Source organism: Erysipelatoclostridium sp. An173 (assembly GCF_002160495.1).
Classification (GTDB): Bacteria; Bacillota_I; Bacilli_A; order Erysipelotrichales; family Coprobacillaceae; genus Thomasclavelia; species Thomasclavelia merdavium.
Genome location: NZ_NFKR01000005.1, coordinates 99,599 through 116,085 on the forward strand (window position 1 = coordinate 99,599; position 16,487 = coordinate 116,085).

At 29.2% G+C, this 16,487-nt stretch carries 16 protein-coding genes; 14 read left to right on the top strand and 2 right to left on the bottom strand.

All coding sequences use genetic code 11. The annotated features are described in order from the left end of the window. Nucleotides 1-6: 6 nt before the first annotated feature. Nucleotides 7-519, bottom strand: a complete 513-nt coding sequence (locus B5F09_RS03720) for an adenylate kinase (protein WP_087371760.1) — start codon at nucleotides 517-519, stop codon at nucleotides 7-9. Nucleotides 520-655: 136 nt separating this feature from the next. Here B5F09_RS03720 and B5F09_RS03725 point away from each other — a divergent pair, with 136 nt between their 5' ends. The 7 genes from B5F09_RS03725 to B5F09_RS03755 all read left to right on the top strand — a co-directional run bounded on the left by B5F09_RS03725 (nucleotide 656) and on the right by B5F09_RS03755 (nucleotide 5,660). Continuing rightward, nucleotides 656-1,531 (top strand): LysR family transcriptional regulator, encoded by an 876-nt coding sequence (locus B5F09_RS03725; RefSeq protein WP_087371762.1) that lies wholly within the window; start codon nucleotides 656-658, stop codon nucleotides 1,529-1,531. A 129-nt stretch (nucleotides 1,532-1,660) separates the two neighbouring features. Then, complete coding sequence (locus tag B5F09_RS03730) at nucleotides 1,661-2,809, top strand: MFS transporter (RefSeq protein WP_087371765.1); 1,149 nt, start codon at nucleotides 1,661-1,663, stop codon at nucleotides 2,807-2,809. Between the two features lie 26 nt (nucleotides 2,810-2,835). Continuing rightward, complete coding sequence (locus B5F09_RS03735) at nucleotides 2,836-3,195, top strand: cupin domain-containing protein (RefSeq protein WP_087299869.1); 360 nt, start codon at nucleotides 2,836-2,838, stop codon at nucleotides 3,193-3,195. Nucleotides 3,196-3,275: 80 nt separating this feature from the next. Further along, nucleotides 3,276-3,764: a MarR family winged helix-turn-helix transcriptional regulator gene (locus B5F09_RS03740; protein ID WP_087371768.1), complete on the top strand. Its 489-nt coding sequence runs from the start codon at nucleotides 3,276-3,278 to the stop codon at nucleotides 3,762-3,764. An 8-nt stretch (nucleotides 3,765-3,772) separates the two neighbouring features. Further along, nucleotides 3,773-4,306, top strand: coding sequence for a flavodoxin domain-containing protein (locus tag B5F09_RS03745; RefSeq protein ID WP_087371771.1), 534 nt, complete (start codon nucleotides 3,773-3,775; stop codon nucleotides 4,304-4,306). 150 nt (nucleotides 4,307-4,456) lie between these two features. Beyond that, on the top strand, nucleotides 4,457-4,879 hold the full coding sequence (locus tag B5F09_RS03750; protein WP_087371774.1) for a flavodoxin family protein: 423 nt from the start codon (nucleotides 4,457-4,459) through the stop codon (nucleotides 4,877-4,879). Between the two features lie 286 nt (nucleotides 4,880-5,165). After that, a complete protein-coding gene (locus B5F09_RS03755; RefSeq protein WP_087371777.1) occupies nucleotides 5,166-5,660 on the top strand; it encodes a hypothetical protein in 495 nt (164 codons plus the stop codon). 32 nt (nucleotides 5,661-5,692) lie between these two features. Here the strand turns inward: B5F09_RS03755 and B5F09_RS03760 are convergent, their stop codons facing one another. Continuing rightward, nucleotides 5,693-6,586, bottom strand: coding sequence for an ROK family protein (locus B5F09_RS03760; RefSeq protein ID WP_087371780.1), 894 nt, complete (start codon nucleotides 6,584-6,586; stop codon nucleotides 5,693-5,695). A gap of 206 nt (nucleotides 6,587-6,792) precedes the next feature. Here B5F09_RS03760 and B5F09_RS03765 point away from each other — a divergent pair, with 206 nt between their 5' ends. The 7 genes from B5F09_RS03765 (at nucleotide 6,793) to B5F09_RS03795 (ending at nucleotide 16,487) form a co-directional block, all read left to right on the top strand. Continuing rightward, nucleotides 6,793-7,485, top strand: coding sequence for a YoaK family protein (locus B5F09_RS03765; protein WP_087371783.1), 693 nt, complete (start codon nucleotides 6,793-6,795; stop codon nucleotides 7,483-7,485). Nucleotides 7,486-7,787: 302 nt separating this feature from the next. After that, complete coding sequence (locus tag B5F09_RS03770; RefSeq protein ID WP_087371786.1) at nucleotides 7,788-10,028, top strand: family 16 glycosylhydrolase; 2,241 nt, start codon at nucleotides 7,788-7,790, stop codon at nucleotides 10,026-10,028. Between the two features lie 20 nt (nucleotides 10,029-10,048). Continuing rightward, nucleotides 10,049-13,480, top strand: a complete 3,432-nt coding sequence (locus tag B5F09_RS03775; RefSeq protein WP_087371789.1) for an alpha-L-fucosidase — start codon at nucleotides 10,049-10,051, stop codon at nucleotides 13,478-13,480. Between the two features lie 117 nt (nucleotides 13,481-13,597). Beyond that, nucleotides 13,598-13,960, top strand: a complete 363-nt coding sequence (locus B5F09_RS03780; protein WP_087371794.1) for a molecular chaperone Hsp90 — start codon at nucleotides 13,598-13,600, stop codon at nucleotides 13,958-13,960. A 79-nt stretch (nucleotides 13,961-14,039) separates the two neighbouring features. Then, nucleotides 14,040-14,699 carry a DNA alkylation repair protein gene (locus tag B5F09_RS03785; RefSeq protein ID WP_087371797.1) on the top strand — a complete coding sequence of 220 codons (660 nt, stop codon included), beginning with the start codon at nucleotides 14,040-14,042 and terminating at the stop codon, nucleotides 14,697-14,699. A 31-nt stretch (nucleotides 14,700-14,730) separates the two neighbouring features. Next, a complete protein-coding gene (locus tag B5F09_RS03790; protein ID WP_087371800.1) occupies nucleotides 14,731-15,612 on the top strand; it encodes a MurR/RpiR family transcriptional regulator in 882 nt (293 codons plus the stop codon). A gap of 149 nt (nucleotides 15,613-15,761) precedes the next feature. Beyond that, nucleotides 15,762-16,487: a sulfite exporter TauE/SafE family protein gene (locus B5F09_RS03795; protein WP_087371803.1), complete on the top strand. Its 726-nt coding sequence runs from the start codon at nucleotides 15,762-15,764 to the stop codon at nucleotides 16,485-16,487.

The window sequence follows — 16,487 nt, forward strand, 5'->3', positions numbered from 1 at the left end:
ACTCCTTTATAAATTAATATCAATCTGGTAGTTATCGTCAATTAAAATATAATTATAATTATATTTTTGACACATTTTAAGATAACGATTATTATCTTGAAGAACTGATTCAATGGTACAGTAACTATCATCAAGACGTTTTTCGATTACATTAGCATATTTTTTAATATCGAAAAAATGATTTTTAATATAGTTTTCACTCATTATAAGGCAATAATAGTGAATTTCATTCAAATATTTTTCTGAAAAACTTTTATTCCAATTAGGTGGAATATAACAGCCTTCAATAATAAGATTCTGCTTATTTTCGATAGCTGTTTTTATCATCTTACAAACAATAGGCCATAAATAGTTTTGTAACTTATCATCATCTTCAGGGGTTAAAGTTGTATTTTTACTATGAATTAATCCCATTTTTAAAAGATCGATTGAAAAATAAGGAAATTTATATTTTTCAAGAAGTTTTTGTGCTAATAGAGTTTTACCAGTATGCGAAGCACCGGTAATTAAAATAATCATCACATCACCTACATCAATTCTTGTTTATTATATTCAATTATAGCAATATGCTTTAGATACTTCAATTAATTGATGATATTGTTGTAAAAAGATATGATACAATAATAGAAAATGACAAGGCGAGGTGACATATATAATGGAATTAAGAGTTTTAAAATATTTTATAGTTGTAGCCAATGAGTTAAACATTACAAGGGCGGCAAATATTTTACATATAACACAACCAACTTTAAGTAGACAAATCCATGATTTGGAAGATGAGTTAGGAGTAAAGCTGTTTGTTAGGAAAAATGGCGCAATTATACTAACTGAAGAAGGAATCTGTTTAAAAAACAAAGCAATAGAAATAGTTGATCTAGCTAATCTAACTAAAATTAATATTTCTTCTAAGAAAAAAGAATTAGAAGGGGTTTTATCGATTGGAATTGCTGAATGTCAAGGAACTAGCGAGCTTTTGCCACGGTATATTAAAATATTTAACGAAAGATATCCTAAAGTAAAAATAAATATTTATTCTAATATTGCTGATGATGTCAAAGAGAATATCGATAAAGGATTATTAGATGCAGCGATTGTTTTAGAGCCGGCAGATATTGGGAAATATGAAAGCTATCGATTACCGATTGTTGAAAAATGGGGATTAATTATGGCTAAAAATGATCCGTTAGCTAATGAACAATACGTAACAAAAGAACATCTATATAATAGTTCAATACTTTATCCCCAACGATTAGAAATCCAAATATTATTTGAAAACTGGATTGAAAAAGATATTGATAAAATTCATATTCAAGGATATTTTAATACTACTAGCAGTGTAAGTTTAATGATTGAAAATGGTTTAGGACGAGCGTTTTCTATAAGTGGTGCTGTTTCTAGTCAACATTCTAATTTATGTTTTCGACCAGTTTATCCATATTTAAATACCTATTCTACTTTAATTTGGAAAAAGGGTGGAATGATGTCAAATGCACTAGTTGAATTTATTAATATTGTTCAACATTATAATTAAGTTATTTGATATCTTTTTTGGCTACCAAAATGCTTTTTAAGCATTTTAGTGAAGTATAAAATAGGCATTAGACATTTTGAGGGTATTGGATAAAATAATAAGTGAAGATAGATATGTAAGGGGAAGAATATGAAGAAAAAATTATTAAAAGGATCGATTTTATCAGCTTCACTTTTAGTAGCTTCAGGACCGGCGATTAATGCAAATATTCCACAAATTGCAGCAGCGTTTCCAGATATACCATTAGCTACTATTGAACTTTTATCAACAATACCCTCACTATTTTTGATGTTATCAGTATTAATGAGTTCATTTATTGCAAATAAATTAGGAATTAAACGAACTATAATGATTGGATTAGGATTAGTAATGGTGTGTGGATTTATACCAGCGCTAATTAATAACTTTTATTTAATTGTTGTTTCTAGAGCTTTGTTAGGTTTTGAAATTGGATTGTTTAATTCATTGTTGGTAATATTAGCTAATTATTTTTATGAAGGTCATGAAAGAACAGCTTTTTATGGTTTACAAGCCTCATATGAAGGAATTGGCGGAATGATTATTACGTTTATTGCAGGTCAGTTGATCAATATCAATTGGCAAGCACCATTTTATTCTTATTTGTTGGCAGTACCGGTTTTTTTCTTGTTTTTATTTTTTGTTCCTAAGATTGAAAACACGACAATTAATAAAAAAGAATCTCATAGAGAAAAACAACAATTAAAGAGTTATTTTCCATTAGTAAAATATGTCATTTTAGTTTTTATTATTGCAATTTTTTATATGACTATGGGAATTAAAACAACACCGATAATTATAGAAGATGGTTATGGTGATGCTAGCGATAGTAGTTTAGTATTGCTCTTAGTTGGCTTTGGTTCAATGATATCTGGTTTTATCTTTGGTAAAGTCTATAAAGTATTAAAGAAAAATACTTTAATTATTGCTATATTATTGATTGCATTTTCGTTGCTTTTAATTGGTGTTGCTAATAATGTCATGATTAGTTATGTTGGTGGTTTTCTAATTGGTTTTGGCTTTAGATTGTTTTTGCCATATTTAGTTAATAGTGTAAATCGCTTAGATATTCCTAATAAAGGTTTAGCTACTTCTTTGATACTTGTTGGATATAATTTAGGTGTTGCTATAACACCTTATGTTAGTCTTTTATTACAACAATTACCATTCTTGGATAATTTAGTTTATCTTTTATATTTTGAAGCTTTTGTAATTGTAGTAATGGTAATTGTAATTATTTTTAGGAACATGTTAATATAAAATAATTAATAGTGGAGGTATGTAAAATGATAAGAAGAAAAGAAGAACAACAAATAGTTAATATTGAAAAACCACAAAATGGTGAAGGTATTTTAACGCTAAAGAAAATCTTAAATGGACCAGAAGAGTTAGATCAAAAAGGACGGGCTTTTAATCATTGCTTTTTAAATCCAGGTAGTGGTTTAGGTTATCATCAGCATATTGGAACTACTGAAACTATGTATATTTTAAAAGGAACAGCCAAATATGTAGATGAAGATGGTAACGAAACAATTTTAAATCCTGGTGATGTTACTTTTACAGATGATGGTCAAGGTCATAGTATATATGCTACTGGTAATGAGCCACTAGAATTTATTGCTTTGGTATTGTTTAAAAATAGTTAATTTTATGTCAAAAACTATCATTATGATAGATTTTTTATTATAATTATAGTAACTTGTTACTAAAAAAAGAGAGGGATAGAATGGAAATAAATGATTTAATAAATAAATTTTCAGATACACCTGAAAAGCAATGTAAAGCTATTTTTAATACTCTTTTTATTGTTACTAATAAATTACAAACAACTTTTGATCAACATATTCCTGATATTACTTTAAAACAGTTTATGTTATTAACGCTTATTAAGCAATCTAGCCAGCCGCTAACATTAACCCAGTTAGGGGAATTATTAGGTTGTTCAAGGCAGAATGTAAAAAAACTAGCAACGATATTAGAGAAAAAAGGGTTTGTTAAAATTAAATCTAATCAATTTAAAACAAAGGGTGTTTTAATTGAACCGACGAAAAAAATGAAAGATTATTTTAATAATGATTTTGTTAAGTTTGAAGCAGAATTAAAGTATTTATTTGCAAATTATACTAAAGAAGAAATTAATCAATTATTCATTTTAATGATGAAACTATATCCTGGTATTAATAATTTAAAAGAAAAAATAGCGAATGATAAGTGAGGTCTAAAATGAAAAAGATACTAATATTGTATAAATCTAAATATGGTGCAAGTAAACAATATGGAGAGTTATTAAAAAAAGAGCTCGATAGTACAGTTATGAACATTAAAGATTATCATCCTGGAGATGAAAAATCTTATGATGTAATAATTTTTGTAAGTGGTATATATGCTGGTAATATTACAATTGTAAAAGAAGTAAAAAAATATTTTGCTAATTTTAAAGATAAGAAGAAAATTATTTTTGCGGTTGGTTTAAGTAAAAAGGACTCAGCATTGCTTGAAGAAATAGAAAGACAAAATCTAAGTGGGGATTTAAATAATATTGATTTATTTTATGGACGGGGAAATTATGATGAAAGCAAATTAAGTTTTGTTGATCGGACATTATGTAAAACAATGAAAAAAGTCCTTAAAAATAAAGATCGTGATTCTTTAGAACCTGGTATGAAGGCTTTATTAGAAATTGAAGGACAAAAAGTAAATTATGTAGATAATCATTATTTAATACCTTTGCTTGAATTAATTAAAAGTATGGTTTAAAGTGGATGTTTATAGTTACTATGCAATTTTATTATACTATGATGTAATATTGATATTGTACTTTTATTTGATTGCTAACTATAATTATTGATGTAAAGTTGATAGTGGTTTAAAGATATTTTAACTACTAAAAGAAAGAAGGTAATGATTATGAGTAAAAATATTTTATTTGTTAATGCTAGTCCTAATAAAAACGGTAATACTGCTAGAATGGTAAAAAAGTTATTAAAAGATCGACCATATAAACAACTGGATTTAGTTGATTATAAATTATATGCGTTAGGTCAAGATTTTCCTGATGATCAATTTGCAGAAATTTATCAAGAAATGTGTAAAGCTGATGTACTTGTAATGGGAACACCTGTTTACTGGTATTCAATGGCAGCGCCTTTAAGAGCATTGTTAGATCGTTTATATTCAATTGTCGATAATAATGATTTAGGCGGTAAGGATTTATATTTTGTAATTCAAGGGGCCGCACCTTCTAAAGAAACTTTATCATTGTGTAATTATACAATGGAAAGATTTTGTACTTTATATCATATGAATTATAAAGGAATGACATCAAATTAATTTTTAATATAATTATTTCAGGTAAAAATAAAAACATTTACCCCGTATGATAACACACAATATATTTATTTAAATTACCTGATATAATTATACAATTTTTTAGTAATAAGAAATGATCGAGATTATTGATAAAACAATTATCAGTAATCTTTTTTTATTTAAAATATATGATATAATATAAATAAGAAAAATAATTCATTGGTAACTGAGGTGTTTATGATGGTTATATTGGAAGTGGAGTTGAATAAAACTATATTATAATAATGATTTTGTAAAGGTGATGAAGGTGAAAACAGTATTTAAATGTCAATATGGAAACGAACATAATAGTATTAATCCATTTGATTTACATGCATTAGCGAATTTTAAGCTTGAAATTTTAGATGATAAAATTGTTTTAAAATCTGCTAATAAGCAAAAATTAAGACAACGAGAATTTAAATTTGTGGATATTGATAAACTTGTACTATCACTTGCAATTGGTAATTATACACCGGCATATGCAGTTAGTAAGACAATAAAATATTTATATGATTTAAATATTTATACTATGAATAATAAATGGACTCTAGAGTTTAGAAGTCAAAGTGAAGTTTTGAGTTGTATAGAAAAGCTAAAAGAAAAGGATTTAAGAATTGATGATCCAGCAGGTGTTTATAATATTATTTCAACAATGGATCGTTTAGAGGTTGAAAAATATTTTATTAGACATTCTAAGCAATTAGAAGCAAAATGTAATATTGATAGTATTCGGTCATTTGAAGATTATATTGATGATTAAAAAAGTATGGCTTGAATGGCCATACTTTGTTTTTATTCTATATTAAATGTTTTTTTATAATTTGCTAGAGCACCAATTAAGTTGGAATCATTAAAATAAGCACATGGAACAATTTGAACTCTAGGAATTGGAATTGGCATTTTTTCATAGATTTCATCTAATGACTTTTGAATATATTCATGTAAAATAGGTTGTTGGCTAATTCCACCACCAATTGCGATTTTTTCGGGATCGACAGCAGCTTGAATATTAAATAATCCCATAGCTAAAGTACCACAAAATTCTTTTAAAGCAGCCAAAGCTTTTTCATTACCTTGGTTACAGTATTCAAAAGCTTCTGGACCTTCAATGCCTTCTTTTCCAACCGCTTGACCAATCATTTTTACAAGTCTTAAAGCGCTTGAATCAGAACCCCATTTACCATCAAAGCCATTTATTTTTGTCCAATCATCAGATAGATAGCTAAATTCGCCAGCAAATCCATGAGTACCGGTAAATACTTTATCACCAATTGTAATACCACCACCGATACCACTTCCAATTATACATACAGCACCAACATCACAGCCTTTTAAACTACCGTATGTTACTTCACAAAGAGCAGCACATTTAGCGTCGTTTTCAATTGTAAATTTTTTAGTAGTTACTGATTGTAGTTCTTCTAAAATATAAGCATCTTGATTATAAAGTAAAGCACCAGGAACCTGCATCTTTCTAGTTTGTTTATTAATTAAACCAGGTAATGACATTGCAATACCATCAACTTGATCTTTGTATTGGTCATATAAGTCTTTAATAGCAGTTTTGAAACTTTCTAAACTATCTTTTGGAGTAGGAACTTTTCCTTTTTCGAGCATCTTTAATTCATCATTCATCAAGGCATATTTAATAGCACTTCCACCGACATCTAAAACTAAGTATTTCATATGATCCTCCTATCTTTTTAAAATCATGATTTATTATTATTATTTTATTAAATTATCAAACGATAGTAAAGAATTTATTAAATATGTTACTTCAATAACTATTCGTTATTAAAGAATCTAAAAATAATATATTCCTATATTTTAAGTTACACTTTTTTGTATTTGGTGTTATAATAACTTCGGTAAAAAAAGGAAGCGATATAAAAATGGATAAAAAAGATAAGTTTGAAGTAAAGACTCATTTTTTGATGGCTATTTGTGGTGGCTTTTTAGGTGGCTATGCGATTTTTAGTCGAATGGCTGTTTTTGGTTCGGCTCAAACAGCAAATTTGATTGAATTGGTACATAGTATTTTAGGAAACGATATTTTAGAAATGTGCTTACGATTAGGGGCTTTGTTGATTTATGTAGGAGCAATTATTATTGCGGTGTATTTAGAAAAACGGTCAAAAATAAATCTTAAATATTTATGCATTGCTTTAGAACTGCTAGCGGTTTTGATTGTTGGTATGATACCAGCGACAGTTGACCCGTTACTTTCTTTATATCCCATCTTTTTTGTAACAGCATTTCAGTGGTGTGTATTTAAAGGAGCGTTAGGTTATGTTAGTTCAACTATTTTTTCAACAAATAATGTTAAACAAACGGTAGTTTCTTTGATGGAATATTTATTATTAGATGATTTGGAGGAAAAACAAGAAAAATTAAAAAAAGCACAATTCTTTGGTGGCACATTATTAAGTTTCCATATTGGTGTTGCACTTTCTTGCTTTGCATGTAGAATATACTCTATTCATGGTATTTGGTTAGCTATTATTATTTTATTAGTAAATTTAAGTTATATTGTTTATGCATATAATTCAAAAGAAGAATATATATTAAAAGAATATAATGTTTAGATAAAATATTGTGATTAATTTAAAATAAAATAATCACAATATTTTTTTTAATAAAAAAATCAGTAATAATTATCGGTTGAGATTAGTAAATTTTACTATATTTTATATGATAAAAAATTAATAATTAACAAAAAAATATTTATTAAAATTAAAAAAACATTCATTAAAAGGTGTTTTTTTTAATAAAAAGAAAAATATTGATTGTAAACGGTTGCAATTTTTTACTAAAAAGAATATAATCTCTTTAGTAAAAAGTTTAGTAAATAATTCCAGATATTTACTTTACGAGAAAGGAGAAAAAAATGAAGAAAACAAAAAAGGTTCTTATCGCCAGTGCACTAGTTCTAAGTACGTTTGCGGCAGCAAAACAAACCTGGCAAGTTAATGCGGCACCGACTGATTTAGTTGTTAATGGTAATTTTGAAGAACTACAAACAAGCAGTATTTTAACGTACTCAGGTAATCCATCTGATATGGAATACAGCAACTGGTATTCTGAAGGAGGTGGAGTTGTAAGCTACGTTGGAAATAACGAAAGTGAACGTTCAGGAATGCTTCCAGCTAATAAACAAAACGTTTGGCTGGCACAAGTAGTTAAAGTTAAAAAGAATACAGATTACGTATTTTCAGCTTATGTAAGAACATCTTTAGCTGGAGGAAGTGGTATCTTACAAGTATTAGATGCTAATACTAATAAGATTGAAGGAATTGACGAAGTATGGACGGGCGGAACTGAATGGAAACATGGGACAGTTTCATTTAATTCAGGTAATCATGAAGAAATTGTAATTAGGGTTCTTAAATGGACTGATGAAAAAGATACAGTTAGTGATATTTATAAATCTGAAGTTTATGTAGATGATGCTAAGTTATTTACTAAAGCTGATTATGAAGAATATCAAGCAAAACAAGAAACGAAAACAAAATTGACAAACTATATTAAAAATAGTGATTTGATCAATGTTCAATCATCTGATATTTTGAAAAATAATGGTGATACATATAGTTATGAATCAGGGAAATTCTATTATAACGGAGATGTACCAGCAGTAATAGGTGAAGGGTATGGTGAAAATGCCTATGGTTTGGTACTTCCGGAAAATGTAGAATATAATTCTTTGAAAGCTCTAATCGATGGATTAAAGCAAAATACTGATTATGTATTTAAAGTCTATTTGAAACATGGTTCAGACAATACCGGAACTGTTACAAGTATTAATGCATTAGATGGTACTAGCTTATTTAAAGCTGATGACAATATTGGGTATTCTGGAGGGGTAACTTGGAAAGAATACACATATCCATTTAATTCAGGATCATTTGAAAAAGCTTATGTTGATATTTATAAATATTATGGAAATAGTACTGCTAGTATAAGTGATATGCGTGTTTATGAAAAAGCAGAATATGATAAATATTTAGAAGAAATCAAAGAAGAAGAACAAGAAGCACAAGATAAACTTTATACTGAAGTATGGCGTGATGAATTCGATACATTAGATATGAACAGCTGGTCTTATCAGTTAGGACATAAACGTGGAATTGAACCACAAGAGTATGTTGACAGTTCTGAAAATGTATTTGTTGAAGATGGTAAATTAATTTTACGGGCAACAAAAAAACATGAATATACTATTCATTATAATGCTGATGGTAGCGATATCGTAAAAAAATACGATTCTGGAAGTATTGCTACTTTTGGTAAAAGAGAATTTTTATATGGGAAAATTGAAATGAGAGCAAAATTACCTAAAGGAGCTGGAGCGTTCCCTGCATTCTGGACGTTAGGTAATGACTTTACATTAGATGGTTTAGTTGCTAGTGATCAAGGTGTTGGATGGCCAATGTGTGGTGAAATTGACATCATGGAATTAATTGGTGAAAACCCTGATATGCCAGGTACTAGTGACAGAACAGTTCATGGTACGATTCATAATGGTTTAACTGAAGATGGTGATAAAGCTCAAACTAATACATATACATTGCCAAATGACGAAACATTTAATAAAGATTTCCATACGTTTAGTATTGTATGGAATCCAGATACAATTCAATGGTATGTTGATGATAACCTTTATTCAACAGTATATATTACTGATTTAGATTACTTCCACAAACCACATTATCTATTACTTAACTTAGCAGCTGGTGGAGCATGGCCTGGTTTCCCTAATGAGGATACTGACTTCCCAATGGATTTTGTTATTGATTATGTAAGTTATAGTCAAACTAAAGAACAAAAAGCAGCAGCTGATAAATATTATGAAACTTGTCCAACTATTAATGGTGTTAAAGATATTACAATTAGTAATGAAGATGAATTACAAAATTTATTAGCTAATGTATCAGCTAAAGATTACAATGGTCAAGATTTAGAAGTAAGCTGTTCTGTAAATGATGGTTATAAACTAATGTGGAATGGTAAAACAAGAACAAGTGAAATAGATTTCTCCAAAGAAGGTACTTATGAAATTGTTTATTCAACAGTAGGTGAATCAAATATCTATACAAGAGAAGTCGCAACACTGCATGTTGTTAAATAAGGAAAGAGAAGGTTCAAAATATGAAGAAAAGAAAAGTAATGAAAGGAGTCTTGGCAGCAGCGCTAGCGACAACACTGGTAAGTCAATTTGCTTATACAGCAGTTAACGCAAATATGTTAGATGACTCTGATTTAGAAAATAAAAATGTAGTAGAACCTGAAGCATGGGGTGCAGTACCAAATGAAGCACAACTTCAATATCATGAAGAAGAATTAGCAGCGTTTGTGCACTTTGGAATGAATACTTTTACAGATAAAGAATGGGGTGATGGTCAAGAAGATCCATTATCATTCAACCCTACAGGTGATATTGCTACATATGCTGATTCATATGTTGAAGCATTAAAAAATGCTGGTTTTAAAAGATTGATTGTAACTGCAAAGCATCACGATGGATTCTGTATCTGGCCAAGTGCATATACTGAACATGATATTGAAAATTCTCCATATAAAGATGGTAAAGGTGATGTATTAGCAGAAATTTCTGCAGCATGTACAAAACATAATATGGATATGGGATTATATTTATCACCATGGGATGTTAATGCTGAAAGTTATGGATATTATGATGAAAATGGTAATTCTTTATTAGATGAAAGTGGTAATCCAATCAATGGCATGACAATGGATGAAGTTAAAGAGAAAGATGCTTTAGATTATAATGATTACTATGTTAACCAAATTACAGAAATCGTAACTAATCCAATTTATGGAAATAATGGTCGATTTGTAGAATGGTGGATGGACGGTGCCAAAGGTGAAGGTGGCGACGCTCAAGAATACGATATGGATCGTATCTTATCTACAATCAAAGAAAATGAACCTGGTGTTTTAATCTTTGGTGGTGGAACTGATGGTGGTATTCACTGGATTGGAAATGAAAAGGGTCAAGCAAGTGAAGAAACTTGGGCTAAAGTAGATTCTGAAAAAGGTGATGGATATAGTGAAGCTGATGGATTTACTTATGGTATTCCTGATGGTGATCATTGGTCTGTACCTGAAAGTGATGTTAGTATTACTGCCGGGTGGTTCTATCATGATGGTGATAATCCAAAATCAATGAGCCAACTTTCAAAAATTTATTTTGATACAATCGGTAATGGATCACCATTATTATTAAACTTCCCTCCAAATAAAACTGGAGATTTAGATGGAACTATTTATTCTAGATTAAATGAATTTAAAAATGCAATTGCTGAAACATTTGATACTAATTTAGTAACTGGTGCAAGTGCTAGTGCTAGCAGTGTTTATGAAAATGCATTGCAATATTCACCAACTAAAGTTATTGATGGTGATGATGAAACTTACTGGACAACAGAAAAAGGTACTAATACAGGTGTAATTGAAATTCAATTTGATGAAGCAAAACAATTTGATGTGGTATCAATCGAAGAATATATTACTAAGGGTCAAAGAATTAGTGAATTTAACGTTGAATACCAAAGAGAAAACGGTGAATGGGCTGTCTTTGGCGATGGAAAAACAATTGGTGCTAAAAAATTATTAAGAAGCGATCCTGTAACAGCAACGGCAATTAGAATTAATATTACTGGTTCGCAAGCAGAACCAATGATTAGTGAAGTCGGTGTTTATGAGGCGGCAGATGATTTTAAAGCAACTCAACCATTACCAGCAGCTTATACTAAATTCGTTCCTGGTGATGAAGGATTATCTTTAAATAAAGGATCATGGGATAATGATGGTAAAGGTAATACTGGATGGCATGAACAAGCAGATGGAAGTTATACAACAACTGATGGATGGGCAAATATTAAATATACTTTTGAAGGAACATACTTTGCGCTGGTAGGAACAAAAGGTCCTAACTATGGAGCATTTGATATTTATATTGATGGAAAGTATACAAGTTCAGCAAGTTGTTCAGCTGCTAGTGAAACACCTAATCAAATTTTATATGAATCACCAACTTTATCAAATGGTGAACATTCAATTCAGTTAACAACAGGAACTAATCGTGGAAAAGTTAACTTTGCTTATGGATATTACTTAGGTGTAAATGAAAACGGTTTATTTGAAATTGAAGCAGATTCTTATCAGGTAAATGAAGGAGATGCTGTTAAAGTTAAAATCAAACGTAATGGTGGTTCTACAGGTGAAGTAACTGTTAATGTAACTACACCTCCAGGAACTGCGGTTCAAGGACAATATTACGAAAATATTACTAATGAAACCATTACTTTTAAAGATGGTGAAAAAACTAAATATATTACTGTTCAGACAATCGATAATTTATCAGTTACTGGAAATAAAGACTTCTATGTAGAAATCTTTACGCCAACTGGTGGTGCTGAATTAGGTATGAAGAGTACAGCTCGTGTAGTAATTATTGAAGATGATGTTCGTATTGCAGATGCAGTTGAACAGACTTCAAATATCAGTGAGTCATGGTATAAAGCTGAAAATTGGGCTGAATTTGATGCGGCTTACTTGAATGCAAAAGCAGCGGTGGATAATCCTGATTTAAGTGATGATGATAAGATGAGACTTTCTAATGCATTATTAGAAGCATATGGAAATTTACAAACAATTTCTCAATATACTGTAAGAAATGCAATGATCATGCCTGATGAATTTGATGAAGAAAAATTATTAGAAGCTGAATTAGGGGTACTTGATTCATCACATGACAATATTGTTAAAGATGAATATTTAAAAATGGTTAATGGAAATGATTACAGTAATGGAAGAATGATTGACAAAATCAAAGAAGGTAACACAATTACTGTCCCATTAAATACTACTCATGCAGGTACTTATAGTTTCGACTTTGATTATAAAGCAACTGCTGATATGACATTATCAATTAGTGGTGAAGGTATTCAAAGTCAAACAGTTGAGTTAAAAGCGGCTGATGCACAAATGAGCACTAAATCTATTGATGTTATCGTAGATAATCCGGGAATTACTAATTTAGTGATTACGGCAACTGGTGAAGGTATGGTAGCTCTAGATGGTGCTAAAGTTACATTGAAAAACGTTGATGAAGGTGATGTAACAGCTATTGAAATTGTTTCAAAACCATCAAAAACTGTCTATACTGTTGGTGATGAACTTGACTTAACAGGTATGCAAGTTGTTGCAAAATTAAAAGACGGTACTACAATGGATGTAACTAATCGAGTAACAGTAACTGGATTTGATTCTTCTAGTGAAGGTACTAAAACAGTTACCGTACATTACGGAACTGAATTCTCTGCTACATTTGAAATTATTGTTAAAGGTAAAGTTGATAATGTAACAGATGGAGATGATAATAATTCAACTCAAGATCCAAGTGTATCAGAAAAACCAGGTGCTAATAATGGTCAAAATGCTAATGCTACAGATACTGGAGATCAACAAACAATGGCAATATTTGCTTTAGGAATTATTATTTCAGGAGCTGTTTACATTGTTGTTAAAAGAAAAAAAGAATATGATCATAATTAATACACAAGATTAATATACAAAAAGAATGGCCTTATTGGTCATTCTTTTTTTGAAATTTAACTATTTTATAAATGTGTTATAATAAAGATAAAGTATTATCATAGAAAGGGGATCCTTATGAAACAAGAAACTTTAGATTTTGTAGTAGAAAAAACTAATGATTTAATTAATAGTGCAACATGTTGTGATGAATTAAAAGAAGTTGCCAATACCTGGTTAAAAGCGATTGGAACTGCTCAAGAAAAAAAGCAGACTGAAATTTATCTTGCTAAATTACAAGAAGACATTATGCCTATTGATGGATTGATTACTTTTGCTGAAAGTGAAGCTGGAAAACAAGTGTTTGGGGAAGAAAAGGCTAAAGAGGTTGCAGTACATGGAAAGGAAATTAAAGCAGCCGGTGCCAAATATTGTGATTGTCCAGCTTGTAAAGCGTGTGAATTGATTTTAGAAAGTAAAGAAGAAATGTTAATGGATTAGAAGTTTTAAACTTCTAATTCTTTATTTTTTGATTTTCTTGTATAATTAATAAAACAATTATATTATTGAGGGTAGAATAATGGATAAATATTTACTTTTAAAACAATTGTTTGAACAACATGAAGATATTGAAAATGCTAGAAAAATGGCTAAATACATGCGAAATTTATTTAAATTTTATGGCATAGCTACACCTAAAAGAAAAGGAATTTATAGAGATATTTTAAAACAAGAAAAAGCAAATAAAAAAATTGATTGGCAGTTTTTAGATTACTGTTATCAAGATGAACATCGTGAATTTCAATATTTTGTTTGTGATTATTTATCAACGATGAAAAAATTTTTAAAATATGAAGATATTAATAAAATGAAAGAATATATTCAAAGTAAAGAATGGTGGGATACAATTGATTGTTTTGATCGAATTATCGGTGATATTGGATTGAAAGATACAAGAGTTGCTATATTGATGCTAAAATGGTCACAAGATGATGATTTTTGGCTTAGGAGAATTGCAATTGACCATCAATTATTAAGAAAAGATCAAACTGATCAGCATTTACTAGAAAAGATAATTGTAAATAATCTAAATAGTGATGAGTTTTTTATTAATAAGGCAATTGGCTGGAGTTTAAGAGATTATTCAAAAACTGATCCAGAATGGGTACGAAATTTTATTGAAAAATATCGAGATAAAATGAGCTCTTTAAGTATTAAAGAAGCTAGTAAATATCTCTAAATTAATAAAATAATAACTAAGGGGTGTTGTTATGCTTATAAAAGAAAATTTAAAAGAATTAAAAACATTATCTGTTTCTGAACAAAACGTAGCTAATAATATTTTATCATTAGGTGTTGAGATTAAAGATATGTCAATACGTGAGTTAGCTAAAATAGCTTATAGCTCAACATCAGCAGTAACGAGATTGTGTAATAAATTAGGGTTTAAGGGATATAAAGATTTTAAAGAAGCTTTTTTAGATGAAGAAAAATATTTAAAAGGTTATTTTAGTAAAGTTGACGCTAATGTTCCGTTTAATAAAGATGATAATCTGGCTCGTGTTTGTAATTCCGTTGTCCATTTATATGAAGAAACTAGTAATGATACATTATCTTTAATCGATTATCAAATGCTGATCCATGCAACAACGTTATTATTTAAAGCGAAAAATATTCATGTTATTTGTATTGGGGTTGGACTAGAATTTGCTAAGGTATTTGCTGATCGAATGATGCGTATTGGTAAAAAGGTAATTATAAGTGATAATCCTAATTTTCAATATTATTATGCATACCATGCTTGTAAAGATGATTGTTTTATCATTGTTTCTTATACCGGAACGACTCAGCGAACTAAACTTTATTTTGAAAAAATCGTTTCTAGCCTAGCTTCATCAATTTTGATTACTTCGGTAGGTGAAAATTCGTTAAGTAAAAGAGCTGATGTTACATTACGGATGACAACAAGAGAAAAATTATATAGCAATATTGGTAGTTTTTCTTCTAGTGTTTCGATAATGTTGATTTTTGATTTATTGTATAGTGCGGTTTTTCATAAGGATTATGAACAGAATTTTAATTTAAAGAAACAGATTTCCAAAGATTATGAGCCATATCGAGTTAGCAGTAATGAAGTGATGAATGAAGAATAAATTGCATAATTGAAGACATTGTTTTCAAATTGGCATTTAAAAATTTGCCATTTTGAAGACGATGTTTTTTTGTTGTCTTGAAATCTTGTTAAAAAAAGGAAATTGGTATTTATTATAAATAGAAATTGACAGGATGAAGGAGGATAATTATGGAATTTGTTCATTATATTTTTCTACCAGCTTTAGCTGGTGGCATCATTCAAGGGGTTACCGGTTTTGGTGCTGGAGTAGTAATGATGATGTTTTTACCATTGCAATATAGTGTTGTACAAAGTGCTGGTATATCTAGTGCTATTTGTATGATTTTATGTGCAGCGATGGTTTATCGTTATCGTAAAACAATTAATTTTAAAAAGATTTTTGCACCAGCTATTTTATATTTAGCGATCAGCAGTATTTCTATTTTATTTGCTAAAATGATCAATCAAGAAGTAATGAAAATTATTCTAGGGATCTTTTTGATTATATTATCATTGTATTTCTTATTTTTTAATAAAAAAGATATCGAACCAAAAGGAATTGTTTCTATATTATGTATTGTTATTTCTGGTATTTGTGATGGTTTGTTTGGGATTGGTGGACCATTAATGGTTATTTATTTTTTAGCTAAAACAAGCAGTAAAGAAGAATATTTAGGAACTATCCAATGTTTTTTCCTTATTAATGTGCTTTATTCAACAATTTTTAGAATCTTTAATTCAATCATTACTATTGATTTAATGCCAGGAATTGGTTTAGGAATGCTTGGTATTTTAGTAGGATTATTTGTTGCTAATAAAATTGTCGATCGTCTTGATGGTGGATTAGTAAAAAAATTAACATATGTAATAATTGGTCTATGTGGTTTATCAAATGTTATTACGACATTATTATAG